We start from the raw sequence: 18,558 nt of genomic DNA on the forward strand, positions 1-18,558 counted from the left end.
TTTTTTATTTACCTATCAGTACATCTTTCATACCTTCGGCCATTTGTTTCATTCGTGTGTAATTTTCATGAGAATTTTTCGATTTATCAAATTCAATTTTCAAACTACCCGGAAACATCCTTATATAGAAAGTCATTTTGTTATCAAGTACTAATGTACCATCAATTGTTGAGTTTTTAAAAGAGAAGTCACCACTTGTTATCAGTTTATCATCCATGTATCGCTGAACATTTTTTGTTCTGTTTTTAGGAAAATAAGCCTTGAACTTATATACATCGTCGGCATCGGTTTGTGACACCGAAATATCGCCTTTATTCTCACAGGCGGTCAACACTCCCAGACTAAACACACACAGCATTAAAAAGTAAGATAGCTTTTTCATAATATTTAAGTATTTTGATTTTTGGAAATCAATTTAATAATACAAATATAAGGCAATAACAGATACATTGTTATACATAGTACCTTGTTAATGAAAAATATTTGTCGAAAGGTTATTTTAAATACATGAATGGTTATTTATCAGGACGAACAAAGCCATTGAAAAGCCTGTTACTGATGAGGTATAGCATTCAGAAAGGCAACTACTTGTTTCGGGTTACGAAACACAAGCACATGACAATTATTTTTATGGGCATTAATATGTTTCAGTACGAGTGGCCGCTGCCTGTGTCTGAAGCTCAGAATCCAGATAATAAACTCCCAGTCAAGTTTTTCGGGGCATCCTTCCCGCATATCGGGGCGGGTGGTGCCTTTATATCTGAAAAACCTTTGTATTACTCTTTTGAGGCAAAGCCATGTAGAAAAATCTAACAAAATAATGGCTTCGGTTGCCGCAAAACGGATAGGCATAGTACTATGGTAATTGCCATCAATTATCCATTTATCTTTACTTATCAGGTTTTTTACTATGGCAAGTTCTTTGTCTTTTGGCACCATTTTCCAGCCGGGTTGCCAAAGTTCAGCATCCAGATGCACCACAGGCAACGCCAGTGCCTCGGCCAGTTGCCGCGCAAGCGTAGATTTACCCGCCCCGCTGCAACCCACAACGGAAATCCGTTTTATGTGCTGAAAATCGGCTGTCATAACTATTCTGATTTTTACTGGAAGTTTTTGTAAAGATGCACTTATCTGCCCGATTAGTCAATGCTTATTTACTCATCTTGGCAGAAACAAAGTTTACTCCCTAAAATTCTGTATTCGTCGGAAAACACTATTCTGCACCTTTGATATGCTTTAGGTTTGTGGCATCAATCTCATAAGTCAACCACATGAAAAAGCTATTACCTTTTATTCTATTTTATTTATTTCTGATACCACAGTTATTTGCCCAAACCACCATTAAGGGAAAAATAACAGACAAAAAAGGAGAAGCCCTGCCAGGCACTAATGTATTTATTAAAGGAAGTTATGATGGAGCCTCAAGCGACGCTGAGGGGAATTTCAGTTTCAGAACCAGTCGTAAAGATACCGCTACACTTGTAGCCAGCTTTGTGGGTTATGATAATTTTCAGCAAAAAATAACCTTAAATACGCCTACCGTTGAGCTAACCATTAAGTTGCAGGAATCAATGAATGTGTTAAATACCGTAACCATTACCGCAGGCACTTTTGAGGCATCAGACAGCAAGAAAATGGTTATGCTTAAACCACTTGACATCGTAACAACTGCCGGCGGAGGGGCTGATATTACAGCTGTGATGCAATTATTACCCGGAGCGCAGCGCGTAGGCGAGCAGGAAGGTTTGTTTGTAAGAGGTGGCTCAGCCAATGAAACCAAAACCGTTATTGATGGCATGATTGTGCAAAATCCGTTTTTCAGCAGTACACCCGATGTGCCTCAGCGTGGCCGCTTTACCCCGTTTATGTTTAAAGGTACTGCTTTTAGCACAGGTGGGTATTCGGCACAGTATGGTCAGGCGCTTTCGTCGGTACTTTTATTACAAACCCGCGACAAAACCGATGATGCCAGCGGTTGGAACATCAACGCGAATCTGGCAGGTTTGGGGGCTACTTATACCCATAAAGGCAGTATTTCGGGTTCGTTGTATTACACTAACCTCTCGCCATTTTTTAGCCTGATGAAAAGTAACGTCACATTCGATAAAGTTCCACAAGGCTTTAATACCTCTCTAACTGTTAACGAAAACCTTACTAAAAACAGCACGCTGAAAATATACGGCACTTACGCTGATAATCAGTCGGCCATGTCGTTTCCGTCTTATGAAACTGTTGGCAGTAATTACCGTTTCGATTTAAAAAATAAAAATATATTTACTAACAGCACTTATCAGGTAAACTTTGATGAAGGCAAATGGATTATGCTTACGGGTTTATCGTATAGCCATAATACTGACAGAATCAAAATTGGAAATGATGATGGCGATAGGCTAGACGAACGAACACAAGCACGTGTAGTAATGACACGGCTTTTTGGAAGAAACAATGCCAGTTCAGTACTATTTGGTGGGGAGTTTCATGCCATCAGGGTGGGCAATATCTATAATCAGTATGATTTCAGGCTGAAAGATAATTATAGTGCCGCTTTTGTAGAAACTGAGGTATACTTAACGCCTAAACTCGCCGGAAGGTTTGGCATGAGAACCGAGTACACGAGTGTAATCAGTAAAGCTAATGTGGCTCCTCGTGTTTCGTTGGCTTATAAAACCGGACAGTACAGTCAGGTATCGCTGGCAGCAGGGCAATTTTATCAGACACCCGAAAAAAACTACCTGTATCTGAATCAGAAGTTAGGTTATGAATTGGCCAATCACCTGATTATGAATTATCAGATTATTAAAAATGACCGGACTTTCAGGCTGGAAGGTTTCAGGAAAGATTACAGGCAACTTGTAGTTGAACATATTGCCTACTATGACCCTAACCCGTATCGGTTCCCGACAGGCTCGACCGATAATAGCGGAAAGGGTTACGCTCAGGGGTTTGATATGTTTTTCAGAGACAAAAAAAGCATTAAAAACGGTGAATTCTGGCTAACATACTCGTTTCTGGACACCAAACGCCTGTTTAGGAATTACCTGAAAGAAACCATGCCAACGTTTGCCTCCAGACACAATGTGAGTGTGGTATACAAACAGTTTCTTGAAAAAATAAGTACTAATATAGGTGTTACATTTACCCATACCAGCGGACGGCCTAACTATGACTTTGCCAGTACTTCGTTCATACCCGAATATACCAAGCCCTACGAAAACGTAAGTCTATCAGCTAGCCATATCCGTACAATTAAAGGCAATTTTGTGGTTTTTTATGCTACGCTCGACAACCTGTTTGCACGTAAAAATGTATTTGGTTACCGTTATTCGGCCGATGGCAAGCAGCGTTTTGAGGTAATTCCGCCAATGTACCGTACTTTCTTTATTGGGCTTTCGATGAACTTGTCGAAGCAGATGACAAAACCTAAAGAGGCTGACTTGGATAATTTATAAGAGACGGACAGCAATCTGAGGGCTTGCAGAAATAAACTCTCAGATTGCTGTTTAGGTAATGATGCCGAAGTAAAAACTCAGAATTTTTTAAATTTCAGTATAAAAGTTGTTCCTACTTCCACCTGACTTTCTATGTCAATGCTGCCTTCGAGGCTCTCCATCTGTGACTTAATCAGGTATAAACCCAAACCCTTACTATTAGGGCGATTATGGAAACGCTGGTATAAGCCAAAAATTTTAGCTCTGTGCCGCTCTACATCCAAGCCTATACCGTTATCGGTAAAGGTCAGTACGATAGCCTCAGTGGTTTCTTCGGTATTAATATCAATAACCAGTTGCCGCTCATAAGAACGATATTTGATAGCATTGGTAAGCAAATTCAGGAAGATGCTTTCCAGATAGGTATCATTAAAAACCACTTCTGGCACCTTACTGAAATTAACATTAATTTCGGGTTTTATATCGTTTATCAGGTTTGTTAGCTGGCTACAAACCTGATGAAATATCCTGCTGAACGCTATGCGACGTTGTTCGATAGAGTTATTTTCTTTAATTATCAGTATTTTAACCAAGTCGTTAACGGTTTCATTCAGTAAAATTGTTGAATTTTTAAAACCCTCAATAATAGAAGCCAACACGGGGTCTGTGATACTGACACCTTCAAGCAGGTTAATAAAGCCTACAAGATTCGATAGCGGTGCTTTCAGATTATGAGAAGTAATATAAGAAAAATTTCGTAAGTCGTTATTATTCTGGTGGAGCGTTTTAATGAGCAATTCACGCTCAATCTCCTGATTTTTTCTTTCCGTTATGTCTCTGTAATTCACTACAACAGCCCCAACGGCTGGCTCATTGAGCAGATTCTGGCAACTTGCTTCTAGCCATTTATAGGTGCCGTCACGCATGAGGCTTCTGTATACAAAGTTTCTTACGTCGGCGGGGTCGTCTAGTACGGCTAAAAAAGCATCGGCTACATGGGGTAAATCGTCAGGATGAATTAAATCGTGTCTGGCTTTACCTATCATTTCTTCCTCCTCATAACCAATAATTTTTTTACCCGTAGGGCTAATTTCCAGCATTATTCCTTCGGCTGTTAGCAGGCTGAGGCCATCTGTACTATTCTGTAACAGGCTTCTGAAACGTTTTTCGTTATTTTTAATTTTATCCTCAGCATTTTTACGGTCCGAAATGTCATGTGCAATCTCTGATGCCCCTGTAATATTGCCCTTGCTATCTTTCACTGGCGAAACCGTAAGTGATACATCAACCAGTTCTCCGGTCTTTTTCATCCGGCGGGTTTCGTATTGTTCTACAAAAATGCCTTTCTTTATTTTTTCTGTGATACTTATTTCATCCTGCTGGCTTTCGGGCGGAATAATAATATTACTACTTTTACCTATTACCTCTTCGGCTGTATAGCCAAACAGTTTTTCGGCTCCACGGTTCCAGCTAAGAATGACTTCATCAATACTTTTACTTACAATGGCATCTTCCGATGAGTTTACAATCGAAACAAACAATGCTTGTTGGTCTTCAAATCTTTTTCGCTCAGTAATATCTCTGAAATTAGCAATAATTACCTTTATTTCTGGCACATGAAGCATATTGGTAAGGGTGCCTTCAAGCCATATATAAGAGCCATCTTTTTTCTTTTTTCGGAGTGTGATAGCCACGGGGGTTTCAGGCTGATGAAACGCAAGGCGCAGGCGTTCGATAGCAGCCTCCAAGTCTTCAGGATGAATGCTATCCAAGATGTGCAATATTTCGTCTTCTTTATTAACGTATCCGAATGTTTTTTCGATAGCAGGGCTTAAAAATTCTATTTTACCGTCGGCATCAAAAAGAAACAGCAAATCGTGGCTGTTTTCAATGATTGACCTGAAACGTAATTCTCGTTTTTTTAACTCTTCTTCTGCCTGTTTTCTGGCGGTAATGTCTCGCCCTGTTATACAAATACCATTTATTTGCCCGTCTGTAATGACAGGTGTTATCAGGAAATCTATCCACCATTCTTTTCCATTTTCTAGCACATAATAGCGGTCATACTGAATTACCTCGCCACTATAAGCTCTGGCAAACAACATTTCAACATATTCTTTTCGCTCGTCTGAAATGAACTTCATTACATGTTCGCCCGGTTCCATTTCTTTATCCTTATTAAAGAAAGCATATTTTTTGGCCTTACGGTTAAATGCCTTTACTATGCCGTGTTTATCGATAAGCAAAAAGGCTTCGGAAGTATTTTCAAAAATGGTCTGGAGATAGTTCTCAGACTCCTTAATAATTTTGGCACATTTAATGCGCTCTGTAATGTCATGATAATTTGATACAATAGCCTGTACATTTTCATCATGAAGCAAATTAGTCAGGCTTCCTTCTACCCATATATAGTTACCATTTTTATGTAATAGCCTGTTGGTTCGGGGCAATGAAAAACCGGGTATCTGCAATAATTTATTATATAAGCCTTGCGTGTCACGTGCTTGTTCAGGGTGCATAAACTCTATATTACGCCTGCCTATTACTTCAGAGGCATGGAATCCGGTAATTTTTTCAAAGGCCGGACTTACATACTCTACATATCCCTTAGAATCGGTTAACACAATAATATCGCCTGCGTTTTCAACCAATGCCTGAAACTTACTTTCGCTTTTCAGTGCTTTTTCCTCAGCGGCTTTGCGTTGGGTAATATCGCGGTAATTAGAAACAACAGCCCTTACGTTTTCTTCTTGCAGCATATTGGTTATAACCCCTTCTATCCAGACATAATGCCCTTTTTTATGCTGATAACGAGCCATACGATAAATGGGCTGATTCGGCATCTCAAGTGCTTCTCTGAAAGTCCGCTTTATTTCCTGTAAATAATCGGGGTGTAATCTGGATAACAGCAGGCTAGGCTCTTGCTGTATTTCTTCCAGACTAAAACCTGTTACTCTCTCAAAGGCCGGACTGATATAATTGACGGTTCCATTCTCGTCCGACAAAATAATTATATCGCTTGCATTTTCAATCAGTGTTCTGAATCGTTTTTCGCTTAGTTCAACTGCTTTTTCAGCATTTTTTCTTGCCGAAATATCACACATGAACGTACAGGCTTTGAGGTCATTATTGGTGTCTCGATAAAGAACCGATGAAAACTCACACGGGAAACTCTCTCCGTTTTTTCTTATCCCTGTTAATTCGCCTTTAATTTGCCCGAATTTTGTTCTTTGCGCGAGCAATTTGGTAAAGGTCTCGTCAGTAAAATCAATGATTTGTTTTTTATCTATTGTTTTTAACTCTTCCAATGTATAACCAAACATATCAACGGCTGCCTGATTGGCATCAATGATGGTTCCATCGGGCGAATCAAGGAAAAAGGCGTTGAGGGAGTTTTCTAAAATAGGCCGATACTTTATGTCATCCTGTGCTGTTTCTTTGCAAGTATTATTCACTTCGGTTATGCTACCTACCGAAATAAATATGCCTATTACCTGTTTTTTCTTCCCATATACTGGTTTATATTTATTACAGTATATGATGAACAGCCCAGCCTCTGAGAGCAGACGGCTCTCGTGCTCGAGGGTTTCGCCCTGCAATACTTTTTGGTAGATAGCCTGCATTTCATCAACCTTTGAAACTGGCGTATAGAGTAGCACACTATTACCTTTGGTTATTTTTTCTCCAAAGTAGAAGTTATGTTTTTCCTGATATTTTTTACTGAAGGCTATAACCCGAAGGTCAGTATCTACGATTAAAAGTGGTTCTTCGGTGTAATCCAAGAAAAGCTCTTTGCTCTGGAGCATTCCAATCAGTTCCTCCTGATTTTTAGAAGGCTTCTGGTATAGGGAAGTAGAAAACGGATTTTCTACAAATGAATTGCTGCTACCCATTTTTTTACTCTAAACATTATTGATAGATATAACCTGTTTAATCGTAGAAACTATACCGAATTCACTACTGATTGTTGTTGACGCAAAAACACCAAAATAGTAAAAACAGGTAAATTCAGGATTATAGTATTGTGTTGTTATCCTTAGACTATTAATAGATTTTTTAAGGCACTCACTGTTAGGGGTTTTGAGACATAATCTATAATAAAAGGATATTTTTTAGCTCGTTCTTTCTCTTCCGGGTCGGTCGATGAAGAAAGAATAATTATTTTAGTCCCAGCAAATTTTTTATAAAATTGTGCAACAAACTCATCAAGAAAATCCCAACCATTCATAATAGGCATATTCAAATCTAAAAAAACTAAATCAGGATAATCGTCGGTTACGGCACTTTCTGACAATTCATGGTAATACTCCAAAGCTTCTTTCCCGTTCTGTTTAGTAATTATTTCTTCTGCGAAAGAAACTTTATTAACTATCAGTTTAATCAACGTTAAAGTTGTTTTGTCATCGTCAACACAGAGTAATTTCTTAATCATTCCCGATACGTTTTGTGTTAATACTTTCCAGTTAATGAACAACAGATAGTATTGTATTCCCTCAATAAAAAATATCTAAATTCCTTTTGAGAAATCAGTTAGTAAATAATAAAAAGGTAAAAAAATTATTGAAGACTTTTTGGGACAAGTAAGATGCGGATGCACAGTATAGATAAAAACAAAATCAATGCCAATCTACCATTAATTGTTAATTAAACACCTAATTGTTTCGTAAAAGCACTATAAAACCACGTTTTTCTGCTTATTCAGCGTTTTTTTTAAAGACAAAAAAAATGATTATGTGGTAATGAATTGGTTAATGACCGTAAATTTTCCTCATTTAAAAACGTGCCAAGATTTCAAAAGGATGCCTGATAAATAACTTTATTCTGATGATTTTTTAAAACTACTTCATCGATTTCAAAGAGTCCGTTCGAGGCAAAACCTATGCCTGCAATTGGCCCTAGTGCCTGCTGATAGGGTTTCTCGAATATCTTTTTATGGGCCAGATATACCCCTACATTTTTATTGATGACCCGTATCTCTAACTCTTGCCATTGTGTGAGGTCACAACCAAAAGCTGATAAATCGGTGGTTTTTCCGCTCAGATAATTATCACTTATTTTGGCGTTTATTTCACTGATACACCCCGAAATTGTATTAGTAAAATAGATAAACGAATTTTGGCAGAATACCTCGGTCATAATCCATGGGCAGAGCGTAGCTTTTATTTTTCTGAGACGAAAACGTACTTTATACATGAAGTTATCTCCTTCTGCTTTCAGTATTTCAGGAAAAAACGTTGAGAAATACAACTGATCTTGCTGGAAATCGATATGGTTTTCATCGAAAGCCTCGTCGGTCAGGCCCAAAACTCCGTCATGAATTATTTTTCCTTTGCAAAAATACCGTGGTTTTATTTCTGTGAAAGCTCTCTTTGTATACGAAACCCATTCTTTAGTAGTAATATTTACACCTACCTCCTTCAACACCTTGCCATTAGCCAACAGCTTAGCTCTATGATAACCCGGCTCATAGTAAATGTCTGTCAGTGTATGATTATTTTTTTGAATACTGATTCTGGTTTTCTCGTTCCATGATTGTTGAAAGTAAAAGCTATCAGCATCTGTTTTACTTACATCATAAGTAAAAACTACGCTGTTCGGAATGCGCGCTGTGCTTGTTTGCCGTGCAGAAAATTTCACTTCGCTGGTTGTATTATTTCCTCTCAAAAGAGAAGGTTGCAATAATAAGGTCATCAACACTAGTAATAAAAATATGCCCGCGCCTATCCAGAACCGAGTGTGGTTTTTATTCTTGCTTTCCGGCTTTTTATTTTCTGGTTGATTTTCAATCGTTTGCTCTGATATTTTTTTTGCTTTGAAATCATGCCAGCCTGTATAACCTGCAAAACAGGTAAGAGCATTTAGTGTTGACGTTTGTGGGAGGCGGTCGAACTGCCCGTTAAGAATTCTTTTAAGGGTAGAAAGACTTATCAGTATTTTTGTTTTTGCTTCTATTTGTTCAGACAGATGCTCAATGTCTCGCTGCGAGAGGCGGGCGCTTGCTGTATATCCCATTTGCTGTTTTATTTCAGCCAAACAGCGTTTTACTAAGTCTTTATCATCTATCAAATTCATTTTGAACGGCTTTTGACTCGAACTGACCGGATTTTGCTCGTAAAAATACAATGAAAAAGCAGTTTTTTTGTCATACGCTTATACTTGATTACAAATAAACCAAACACTATGAAAACGTATTACAAAGTTATTTTGCTTACCGGCTTCCTTGCCGGAACTTTAGACCTTATAGGAGCCATTGTGAGTTCGGCCATCATGAACCAGAAAATTCCTTATAAGATATTCCATTATATAGCCAGCGGAGTATTTGGTAAAGAAAAAGCCTTTGCCGGAGGCATAGGTATGATTTTATCGGGTTTACTGTTTCATTACCTGATTGCCTACTCATTTACATTTTTCTATTTCTGGATTTACCCCAAGCTCGGGTTTCTGGCTTTTAATAAAGTACTTTCAGGAGTACTTTACGGAGCATTTGTGTGGGTAATTATGAACCTGATTATTGTTCCTTTATCGAATGTTACACGTGCGCCGTTTAATATAACTCAAGCTATTGTAGGCATGGTAGTACTAATGTTAATGATAGGCCTACCCATTGCCTTTAATGCCCATAAATATTATACCGATTAACCCCTACGAGTCAGGTAAAAGTCCTTTGCCGAAGACGTTCGGGAGCCTCGCCAAACCACTTTTTAAATGAATGGATAAAAGCAGCCGGCTCAGAGTAGCCCAATACATAGGCAATGTCGCTCACCGAAAAACGGTTGTGCCTGATTAGTAAATCGGAAATCTGTTTGCGGAGGTCGTCAATAATTTGCCTGAAAGTAATATTTTCGTTAACCAAGCGGCGTTGAAAAGTGCGCGGAGTAAGATGAAACACATCGGCTACGGTTTCAAGATTAGGTAATTCTGGCTTTGCCAGATGTAACGATGCTATTTTTACCCTATTGGCAAATGTCATGTCGGCCTTTAAACTTTCTATGAGTTTCAGGTATTCGGGTATAAGTACATCTAATTGCTGACGGCTGCGGTCTTGCAAAGTTGCTTTTAAAATAGTAGGTGTAAAACTGACGCTATAATTCTCGGTATTGCGCCAGTCATCGGGGTAGTTTTCGGAACAAAAAGGAGACGTTTTGATAATACTTAATTCACGGGCACTCATCAGGCTTATTTCTCTGCCAATAACCGTCAGTAAGTTTTCCAGAATAATGCGGTTAGCACTTAACTGTTCGTTTGTGATGGTCAATACTATTTCTGCCGACAGTTCGGTTACTGATGTGCGCAGGTCAACAGCCGGAAAAGTAGCATTGATGTATATCTGTAAATAGTGTAGGGCTTCCTCAATAGTTGTAGCCTGCAACGAAATCTGGTAGATAAGCCCCAACGCACCGAGATTAAGAAAATTCCCTAACCGAATGCCGAGGCGTTCTTCTTGCAGTTGCCTGTCAATTTCGTCAATAACAATGTAAAAATCTGTAATTGTTACCGTTTCGGTAGGCCCCGAAAAATCCTGTGGGGGTGTTTCCATCATTCCTACCAGCTCTTGTCGGGCAATGCCCCTCATCTGGGCGTATTCCAGCACATGCTGAAGATGTAAAGCCAGTATCTTCATTTTGTCGTGAATTATCAATTCCTAATCATCAAGCAAATCTACCTTTGTTTTATCATTAAACAATTGATAAATCATGACAAACTTAAAAAATGTATTACTTATTAATGCCCTTAGTTCAGGCGCAACAGGGCTTTTATTGATAGAGTTTCCGGCTTTTACCGCAAAAATGTTTGGTGTAGCTGCCAGCCTGCCTTTTATGCTTATTGGTGTTTTTCTAGTGGGTTTCTCGTTACTGGTTTATTATGCCTCACGCCAAAACCCCTTATCCAGAAACCTTGTCAGGTTAATTATTTTTCTGGACATCGTCTGGGTTGTCGATAGCCTGATTATTGTTATACCCCAATTATTCAGCCTGACATTTATTGGCTACGCTCTTATTACAGCGGTAGCGGCATGGGTGGGTTTAATGGCTTTTTTACAGATAAAAGGCTTAAAAGAAACGTTTTCCTTAAAAACCGAATAGTTGTAAACAACTTATAAAAGAATAGAGGGGCTTACTGGCCCCTCTGTAATTTACTGCTCTACTACCTTTCTTAATTCTTCCAATACAGCGGCCCAATCCCCCTCCGAACGTTCCAACGTTGCTTGGTCTTTAAACCCATCCTGCGAAATAGTCAGTAAAGTTTTTTCTCCATGTTCTTCTACCGAATAACTAATATTCGCATAGTTTTCAGGCACATCGGGCGTTCCGCTCAGGTTACTCCAATAATTATAAGTGAGCGATTTCTCAGGCTCAAAAGCCAGTACGGTACCTTTATCCTGATAGGGTTTGTCGTCCCACATACCCGAAAATACAATAGGGCTACCTACCTGCCAGTTGGTGGTGGTTTCGGTTCCAAAAAGATATTTCTTGATTTTTTCAGGATTCACAAGGGCATCCCATACTTCGGTTTTTGATGCGTTTAAAGCAATAGTTTTTTTCAATAAATTGTTCATGATTGTTGAATATTAATAGCGTTATTTTACTGGTTCTCTCAATATGGTTCTTAATTTTTCGGGAGCCGTTTTTCTGAAATCAGATAAATAGATTTCATGATGCAGGCCATTTTTTTCCAGCTTATTGATTTCTACAAAATGCTGAATCTGTTTTAAACTTTCGGGCTCATTTTCAAAAGGGCCTACGTGTAGTATCTGTACACATTTGCCTTCTTCCATCTGGTATAATTCTATGGCTTTTACCAGTGCTATCTGTTTTGTTGAAACTATTTTCTCAACGGTATTTTTTACGACCGTTGGGGTTACAAAATCAGGCAAACGAATCAGCATTCTGTAATGCCATTCGCTGCGGGGTATCTGCTGCGGAGCATTAGCCATACTTATGTTTGCAAAGTGTGTTTCATCAAACCACCACAAGCCTTCAAGTTTTGCAACTACGAAATCTTGCTGTTGTGCTTTATACATAAACTTAAGTGCGTAGGCTGTTGTATATAACGCCTCCAGAACCGCTGCGTATTGGGCTGATGACGGGTCGCCTTTGCCTTGTATCGACAAATACTGAGCGGCTGGTATATGCACTACCGTGGGGCTTGTGCTAGCCGTGTAATAGGCTTTGTAGTGCTTTGTTAGGTCTAGCTTTTCCATTGTATAGGCAGAGGGAAGCTATACCTCCCTCTCTGAAAATAATTTTAAAAGCTTTCGTCGGCACTAGGGCCATAACTACCCGGAATCGGAATGTTCAATAAGCGTAAATAAACCCCTAGCTGCGCCCGATGATGGATAATCTGGCTGATTGTGACCCGTAGCATATCTTTTTTAGGGCCAACACTATACACAGTTTCTCCGTTGCGCAAAGTCCAGTCGTTTTCAAGGTCGGCCTCATACGATTCTTGCAGATATGCTCTTCCTTCCTCAATGTTCTTTTCAAAATACTCCATTAATTCGGTAGTATTGTTAATGTCTTCAGGTTTGTATGGATTCTGGGCAAAATCCAGCCCGTCGGTGGTGAGCGTCATTTTTATCCATCCGGGTAGTTCTCCAATGTGTGTAGCTAATTGTTTAATGGTCATGCTTTTTTGGTGTGGTTTCCAGTCATACTTGTCGTTCGGAACTCGCGACAACATTTTGCGGGTGGTAAGGGCTTCTTGTTCAAATTGATTTGAAAATTGTTGGATAAGAGACATATTTCTGTTGCGTTTTAGTTGATAATGCAAAGAAAATACACCCCACTGACAACCCTATGGCAGTCGGTTTTGAGAATTTTTACTTTTTTTTAAAATAATTTTTTTCAAATTTTTTAAGCCCTCAAATATGCTGGAAAAACGCACATCGTAGCTCAGAATTCTACCGGAAGTTGATAGTCACTAAGTGGGATATGGTCTTTTTTACGGAAGGGGATGTCGGTCTGACGAATAGCACGAATGCGTGCCACTTTGAAATCGCGGTATTCGTTGCGTAAATGACACCACGCTATCATGTGCCAGCTAAAAGCATAAAAAACCAGCCCGATAGGCTCAATCTGCCGCTGGCTTACTTCTTCTTTATAATTTGCATATTCTATTTCCAGTATATGCTTTGCAGTAATGGCGTTCTGAATGGTACTTAAATACTCAAAATCGTTGTTCAGGCGTGCCGGCACCTGAAGTTTTATGTTGTCGGAAAGTTGCTCAATTTTCTCTTTCTGGTTGGTACGCAACACCGCTTTTACTTTGTTTAATGCCGCAGAATAATGTTTCCTGATAGACTTATCAGCAAACCCCATGCTTACACTTTCCATGAGCAACAAAGCATTGGCCTCTTCAATACTGAATGCCACAGGAGGCAAAAAGTAACCCTGCATAATAAAGTAGCCTTTTTGTGGTTCAAAACTAACCGGAATGCCTAGTTCTGACAGGGCTTTAATGTCTCGGTAAACCGTACGGACACTGATTTCAAATTTCTCGGAAATATTCTCGGCACTTACATACTTTCTGGTTTGCAAGTGTGTAACAATAGCCATCAGGCGGTCGATGCGGTTCATTTGACAGATAAGAGGATTGTTTCTCAAAATTAATACTTTTCGGGCAAAGTATTTACTCCTGCAAAATCCTGTTTTACTCCGTCAAATCCGGTCTTTGTCAGAAACTCCTGTTGCCTTAAGCCCTTAGCCTCTAATTTTGACCCATCATTTAACATCAGAACCTCATACATAATCATTTAAACTTCTATTAAAAATGAGAACATTTATTTTAACTATCAGCTTTTTATCTTTAATTTTCGTCAGAACTTTTGCTCAAAAAGCTGAGTATGTTTCAGCAATGGAAAACGCCATTGGCCTGATAAGCGAATTTGAAAACATCGAAAACACCAAACAGGGTGTAAGCCAGTTAGAACGCATTGCAGCAGCCGAACCTAAAGAATGGCTTCCTAATTACTGGGCAGCTTATGGCTTGGCTAACTTAAGTCATAACGAACCCGATGCCGACAAAAAAGATATTTTACTTGATAAAGCCGATAAGTTTCTGGCCGCTGCGGTAAAACTACAACCTAATAACGACGAACTTGAGGTTATGAAGGCGTATCTGGCTAGCGCACGTATGGCCGTTGCTCCGCAAGACCGCTGGCAAACATACGGCACTGCTGTAAGCACAGGTTTGCAAAATGCTTATAAGTTAAATCCTGAAAACCCAAGAGCCAAATTACTTGAAGCACAGGGGGTTTTCTTTACACCTGAGGCCTACGGCGGAGGCAAGAAAAAATCGGCCCCTTTATTTGAAGAAGCCTTAAAGAAATTTGCCAAGTTTAAGCCTGCCTCAAGCATTGCGCCAAACTGGGGCGAAAGAGCCGCCAACTGGTTATTGTCACAAGCAAATTAAGCCTTACGCTTGACCATAAACGTTAACCACCATGAAAAGCGGCGAGGCATTTTTAGGGTATACCAAGCTAATTGAATATACCAACGTTTTTATAGGCAAGTACTATGTTGCGCTGTTGGGCCTAGGAGTAGCAGCCGGTACGGGGCGTTTCTTTCAGACAGGCGGGCAAGGCGAAATTTCGTGGAGAGTTAATTTTTTACTGGAAGTGGGTGTTAATCTGGCTCGTTTACTAACTGTGTTGCTAGTTATTGGCAAAGGCTCTATACAAACAGGTATAAAACAAGTGGTGGGTGTTTTTCGCATGAGCAAACAACAATGGAAGGTTATCTGGCACAATAGCAGGTATAATTTTTCAAACAATGGGGTAGCCATTCTTGTCAACTTTATTGTGTTTGCCATTATTGCGGTACTTATTAATGTTGGGTTAAACTTTTTGTTCGAATATACCTCAGTGCTTCAATGGCTGAAGGTGCATCAGGTACTAAAGGTATCGGCCTCCAAATGGCCTGTGTTGTTATTTATTAAAAATATTTCTGTTATTCCGTTCACACTAGTGTTTGAAATCTTGTTCCTGAACTGGCTGGTAGAAAATAAAATCTGTTAATCAATGAATATTTTACCTTCAGATATAAAAACCATTCCGATGGAAGACATCAAAAACATTAGTTTGTCGACCGTAACGGGGGATATTGAGGTATTAGGTACTGACGAAGACCAAATCAGAATAGAAATATATGCTTCCAAACGCCTGTTTATCAATTTCTTCAGAAAAGAAAGTATTCCAGTTGAAGAATTGTACGAAGACCTCGTTTATATCTCAAAAGAAAACGAAACGCTTCGGGTAGGCGTACGAAACAATAATTTCTGGCGATGGGACTGGCTCAGTTTCTGTCAGGTAGCTTTTCGGGTTTTTCTGCCTAAAACTATAAATTCTTTTATCAAAACTACCGTAGGTGAAGTGCTTGTAAATAATATGAACAGTAAGCATGGTATACGGGCGGCAGTTGGCGACATAAAAATTGCAAATACACAGGGCGAGGTCAGGGTCAGAACTACCGCCGGAAACATAAAAGTAGGTAATTGTGCCATAAAAGCTGAAATATCTACCTCCGGCGGAAACATCCTTGTGCTGAATTCTAAAGGAGAAATTAATGGTTCTAGCAGCGGCGGGAATATTAAACTTGATGGTTTCGACGGAAAACTGTATATGCGCACCAGTGGCGGGAATATAAGAGCTTATGGTGTTTCGGGTGATTTTAAAACTTTTACAGCCGGAGGAAACATCAAACTGGCACAGGTAAAAGGCAATATAGGGGCCTCAACCAAAGGTGGCAATATTTCTGTTCAGGCGCTTTCGGTTAACGAATACCTTTGGCTTGAAACAAGTGGTGGCAACATTACCGCACAATTACCTTTGCATCAGGGCTTACAGCTAGAAGCTGATAGCACCTGGATTAACACGCCTTACTTGCCTAATTTTCAGGGTATAAAAAAATCGAGTTATATTTCGGGTATACTAAACGGAGGCGGAGCCAGCGTAAAGCTCAGAGCATCAGGAGGGAGAATAAAAATTCTCTCTCCACAAAAAGACCCTTTTCATAACTTTACTCAGGAACTAAAAAAAAAACAATATGACTGGCTGCAACAACTTCATGTAGATAAAGCCCCGTATACTAACACAAATACAAAGGCTGCTGCCGACAAAACAACACAAGCATCCGAACAACCCCAGCCTTATTACCACCCCACTAACCATACACTTAAAAACAGCTTTAAAAATGCTATAAACAGGTTAAACCCACGTTTTTTGCTTTATACGCTGTTTTTTACTACTTTTTTTATTTATGGACTGAACAGTATTTTATATTTTTCTCTGGAGTTACTAAATCCTACTTCGTTAGAGGCCGACCAGAACAAAGCTGTTTTTCTGGCTAACCTCACCACCGGTTTTGCGTGTTTTATCAGCCTGTTGCTTTTTATTTTATTCATTGAGCGTTTCTTTACCCGAAACTGCATGAAATACCTGTTTCTGGTTATTCTTACCTATATTATCTTATTTTTGATTCAGCTCAGCCAGAAAATAATGTATTACTCTTTCAATGACGGCGAAAGATACTGGAGCCACTACTGGCGTATTATTTCATTTAAAGCCCCTGAAAGTGCCGCAAATATTCATAATAATCTATATGTGTTTATACCTATGGTTGTTGTAACGGTATTTTTCTATAACTGGCAGCGTTCTAAAAACCTTAATCGCAAAATTTCAGAACAGGAGTACCAGCTACTTAATCTGGAAAAACTTAAAACAAAAGCACAGTTAAATGCACTCGAAGCCCGTATTAATCCGCATTTTCTGTATAACTCATTAAATAGTATTACCGGATTAATTCATGACAACCCCGATAAGGCCGAGGAAATGACCATTCAGTTATCTAAATTGTTTCGGGCTACTACGGGGCGCTCTGACCAGAGTTTTCATACCATTGCCGAAGAACTTGAAATTGTAAAATCGTACCTTTCTATTGAACAAATGCGCTTTGGTGATAGGCTCAATTATGCTATTAATCTGGAAACCGGACTGGAAAACATTAAAATACCTCGATTTTTGCTTCAACCACTTGTTGAAAATGCTATTAAACATGGCATATCCAAAATTACTGAACATGGTACAATTGAGGTAAATATTACAAAAACAGACGACCTCATTGCTTTTCAGATTCATGACAATGGCCCTGCTTTTAAAGAAGATTTAAGCGGGGGTTACGGTCTAAAAAGCATAAGCGATAAATTGCAACTGATTTACGGCGACAAGGCCAGTTTACAGATTCAGAATAATGGGCATAAGGCGGTTGTTATCAGGGTTCCTGCCGAAACTTCTGAGAAAACAACTGCATAATTTTTTATACTATTAAATTTAACAACTATGTTTAAGACTATATTGATTGACGACGAACCGCTGGCTATTAGCCGGCTGAAAAGGTTGCTGGCTAATTATAGTTCTGTCATTCAAATCATCGACGAAGCGCATAACGGACAAGAAGGGCTGGAAAAAATTGAAGTACTCAAACCTGACTTAATATTTCTTGATATTGAAATGCCTGTGCTGACAGGCTTCGATATGCTCTCGAAACTGAGTTATATGCCTATGGTTATTTTCTCAACTGCCTACGACCAGTACGCTATCAGGGCTTTTGAAGAAAACTCTATCGATTATCTGCTAAAACCTATCGAGGCCGAAAGGCTTGAAAAAACTATTGAAAAGTTAAAAAAGTTTGAAGACAAAAACGAACACAACACGCTTAGCAGCAATGTAATGCAATTGCTTGAACAGCTTCGGGTAAAAGAAGATTCGCAGCGCAACAATGTGCAAAAACAAACTACGGCGCATTCTATTTCGGTCAAATCGGGCGAAAAAATCCTGTTTATTCCACTCACCGATGTAAGTTACTTTGAAGCGGAAGATAAATATGTTTTTCTGAATACAACCGATGGTAAACAGTACCTGACTAATTATACCATTACGAGTCTGGAAGAAAAACTGCCCGATAATTTTGTTCGGATTAGTCGCTCGTCTATCGTTAATTCTTTTCTGATTCGGGAATTACAGAAATATTTCAACGGAAAATATCTGGTTGTCATGCGCGACAGCAAAACAACCAAACTCGAAACGGGTTCGGCCTATGGCGAAAACCTGAAAAGGCTTATGGAGATATAGCGT

The 18,558-nt window shown here is 39.3% G+C and carries 18 protein-coding genes; 7 read left to right on the top strand and 11 right to left on the bottom strand.

What is annotated here, in order from left to right; all coding sequences use genetic code 11:
- Positions 1-4: 4 nt before the first annotated feature.
- A complete protein-coding gene (locus tag WAA15_RS06010) occupies positions 5-382 on the bottom strand; it encodes a hypothetical protein (RefSeq protein ID WP_337041707.1) in 378 nt (125 codons plus the stop codon).
- Between the two features lie 170 nt (positions 383-552).
- Positions 553-1,086: a DNA topology modulation protein gene (locus tag WAA15_RS06015; protein ID WP_337041710.1), complete on the bottom strand. Its 534-nt coding sequence runs from the start codon at positions 1,084-1,086 to the stop codon at positions 553-555.
- Positions 1,087-1,271: 185 nt separating this feature from the next.
- On the opposite strand from WAA15_RS06015, the gene WAA15_RS06020 reads away from it, so the two are divergent.
- Positions 1,272-3,449 (top strand): TonB-dependent receptor, encoded by a 2,178-nt coding sequence (locus WAA15_RS06020; protein ID WP_337041711.1) that lies wholly within the window; start codon positions 1,272-1,274, stop codon positions 3,447-3,449.
- Between the two features lie 77 nt (positions 3,450-3,526).
- Here the strand turns inward: WAA15_RS06020 and WAA15_RS06025 are convergent, their stop codons facing one another.
- The 3 genes from WAA15_RS06025 to WAA15_RS06035 form a co-directional block, all read right to left on the bottom strand.
- Positions 3,527-7,321 (bottom strand): PAS domain S-box protein, encoded by a 3,795-nt coding sequence (locus tag WAA15_RS06025; RefSeq protein ID WP_337041713.1) that lies wholly within the window; start codon positions 7,319-7,321, stop codon positions 3,527-3,529.
- 143 nt (positions 7,322-7,464) lie between these two features.
- Complete coding sequence (locus WAA15_RS06030; RefSeq protein WP_337041715.1) at positions 7,465-7,860, bottom strand: response regulator; 396 nt, start codon at positions 7,858-7,860, stop codon at positions 7,465-7,467.
- Positions 7,861-8,219: 359 nt separating this feature from the next.
- Complete coding sequence (locus tag WAA15_RS06035) at positions 8,220-9,500, bottom strand: hypothetical protein (RefSeq protein ID WP_337041716.1); 1,281 nt, start codon at positions 9,498-9,500, stop codon at positions 8,220-8,222.
- Positions 9,501-9,608: 108 nt separating this feature from the next.
- Here WAA15_RS06035 and WAA15_RS06040 point away from each other — a divergent pair, with 108 nt between their 5' ends.
- Positions 9,609-10,067, top strand: coding sequence for a DUF1440 domain-containing protein (locus WAA15_RS06040; RefSeq protein WP_337041718.1), 459 nt, complete (start codon positions 9,609-9,611; stop codon positions 10,065-10,067).
- A 10-nt stretch (positions 10,068-10,077) separates the two neighbouring features.
- On the opposite strand, the gene WAA15_RS06045 is transcribed toward WAA15_RS06040, so the two are convergent.
- Entirely contained in the window at positions 10,078-11,049 is a 972-nt protein-coding gene (locus tag WAA15_RS06045) for an AraC family transcriptional regulator (protein ID WP_337041719.1), read from the bottom strand.
- A gap of 73 nt (positions 11,050-11,122) precedes the next feature.
- Here WAA15_RS06045 and WAA15_RS06050 point away from each other — a divergent pair, with 73 nt between their 5' ends.
- Positions 11,123-11,512, top strand: coding sequence for a hypothetical protein (locus tag WAA15_RS06050; RefSeq protein WP_337041721.1), 390 nt, complete (start codon positions 11,123-11,125; stop codon positions 11,510-11,512).
- A 50-nt stretch (positions 11,513-11,562) separates the two neighbouring features.
- Here the strand turns inward: WAA15_RS06050 and WAA15_RS06055 are convergent, their stop codons facing one another.
- The 5 genes from WAA15_RS06055 to WAA15_RS06075 form a co-directional block, all read right to left on the bottom strand.
- Positions 11,563-11,985, bottom strand: coding sequence for an SRPBCC domain-containing protein (locus WAA15_RS06055; protein WP_337041723.1), 423 nt, complete (start codon positions 11,983-11,985; stop codon positions 11,563-11,565).
- Between the two features lie 21 nt (positions 11,986-12,006).
- Positions 12,007-12,630 carry a GyrI-like domain-containing protein gene (locus WAA15_RS06060; RefSeq protein WP_337041724.1) on the bottom strand — a complete coding sequence of 208 codons (624 nt, stop codon included), beginning with the start codon at positions 12,628-12,630 and terminating at the stop codon, positions 12,007-12,009.
- A gap of 44 nt (positions 12,631-12,674) precedes the next feature.
- Positions 12,675-13,169 carry a DinB family protein gene (locus WAA15_RS06065; RefSeq protein ID WP_337041726.1) on the bottom strand — a complete coding sequence of 165 codons (495 nt, stop codon included), beginning with the start codon at positions 13,167-13,169 and terminating at the stop codon, positions 12,675-12,677.
- 152 nt (positions 13,170-13,321) lie between these two features.
- Positions 13,322-14,005 carry a helix-turn-helix transcriptional regulator gene (locus WAA15_RS06070; RefSeq protein ID WP_337041728.1) on the bottom strand — a complete coding sequence of 228 codons (684 nt, stop codon included), beginning with the start codon at positions 14,003-14,005 and terminating at the stop codon, positions 13,322-13,324.
- 29 nt (positions 14,006-14,034) lie between these two features.
- Entirely contained in the window at positions 14,035-14,181 is a 147-nt protein-coding gene (locus tag WAA15_RS06075) for a hypothetical protein (RefSeq protein WP_337041729.1), read from the bottom strand.
- 17 nt (positions 14,182-14,198) lie between these two features.
- On the opposite strand from WAA15_RS06075, the gene WAA15_RS06080 reads away from it, so the two are divergent.
- Genes WAA15_RS06080 through WAA15_RS06095 form a run of 4 tightly spaced genes read left to right on the top strand, consistent with a single transcriptional unit; the run spans position 14,199 to position 18,555 of the window.
- The gene (locus WAA15_RS06080; RefSeq protein WP_337041731.1) at positions 14,199-14,840 is read left to right on the top strand and encodes a hypothetical protein; all 642 of its coding nucleotides are present in this window, start codon (positions 14,199-14,201) and stop codon (positions 14,838-14,840) included.
- A 31-nt stretch (positions 14,841-14,871) separates the two neighbouring features.
- Positions 14,872-15,444, top strand: a complete 573-nt coding sequence (locus tag WAA15_RS06085; protein ID WP_337041733.1) for a hypothetical protein — start codon at positions 14,872-14,874, stop codon at positions 15,442-15,444.
- A gap of 3 nt (positions 15,445-15,447) precedes the next feature.
- Entirely contained in the window at positions 15,448-17,736 is a 2,289-nt protein-coding gene (locus WAA15_RS06090; RefSeq protein WP_337041734.1) for a histidine kinase, read from the top strand.
- A 27-nt stretch (positions 17,737-17,763) separates the two neighbouring features.
- The gene (locus tag WAA15_RS06095) at positions 17,764-18,555 is read left to right on the top strand and encodes a LytR/AlgR family response regulator transcription factor (protein ID WP_337041735.1); all 792 of its coding nucleotides are present in this window, start codon (positions 17,764-17,766) and stop codon (positions 18,553-18,555) included.
- Positions 18,556-18,558: the final 3 nt, after the last annotated feature.

Source organism: Emticicia sp. 17c, from assembly GCF_037153985.1.
Classification (GTDB): domain Bacteria; phylum Bacteroidota; class Bacteroidia; order Cytophagales; family Spirosomataceae; genus Emticicia.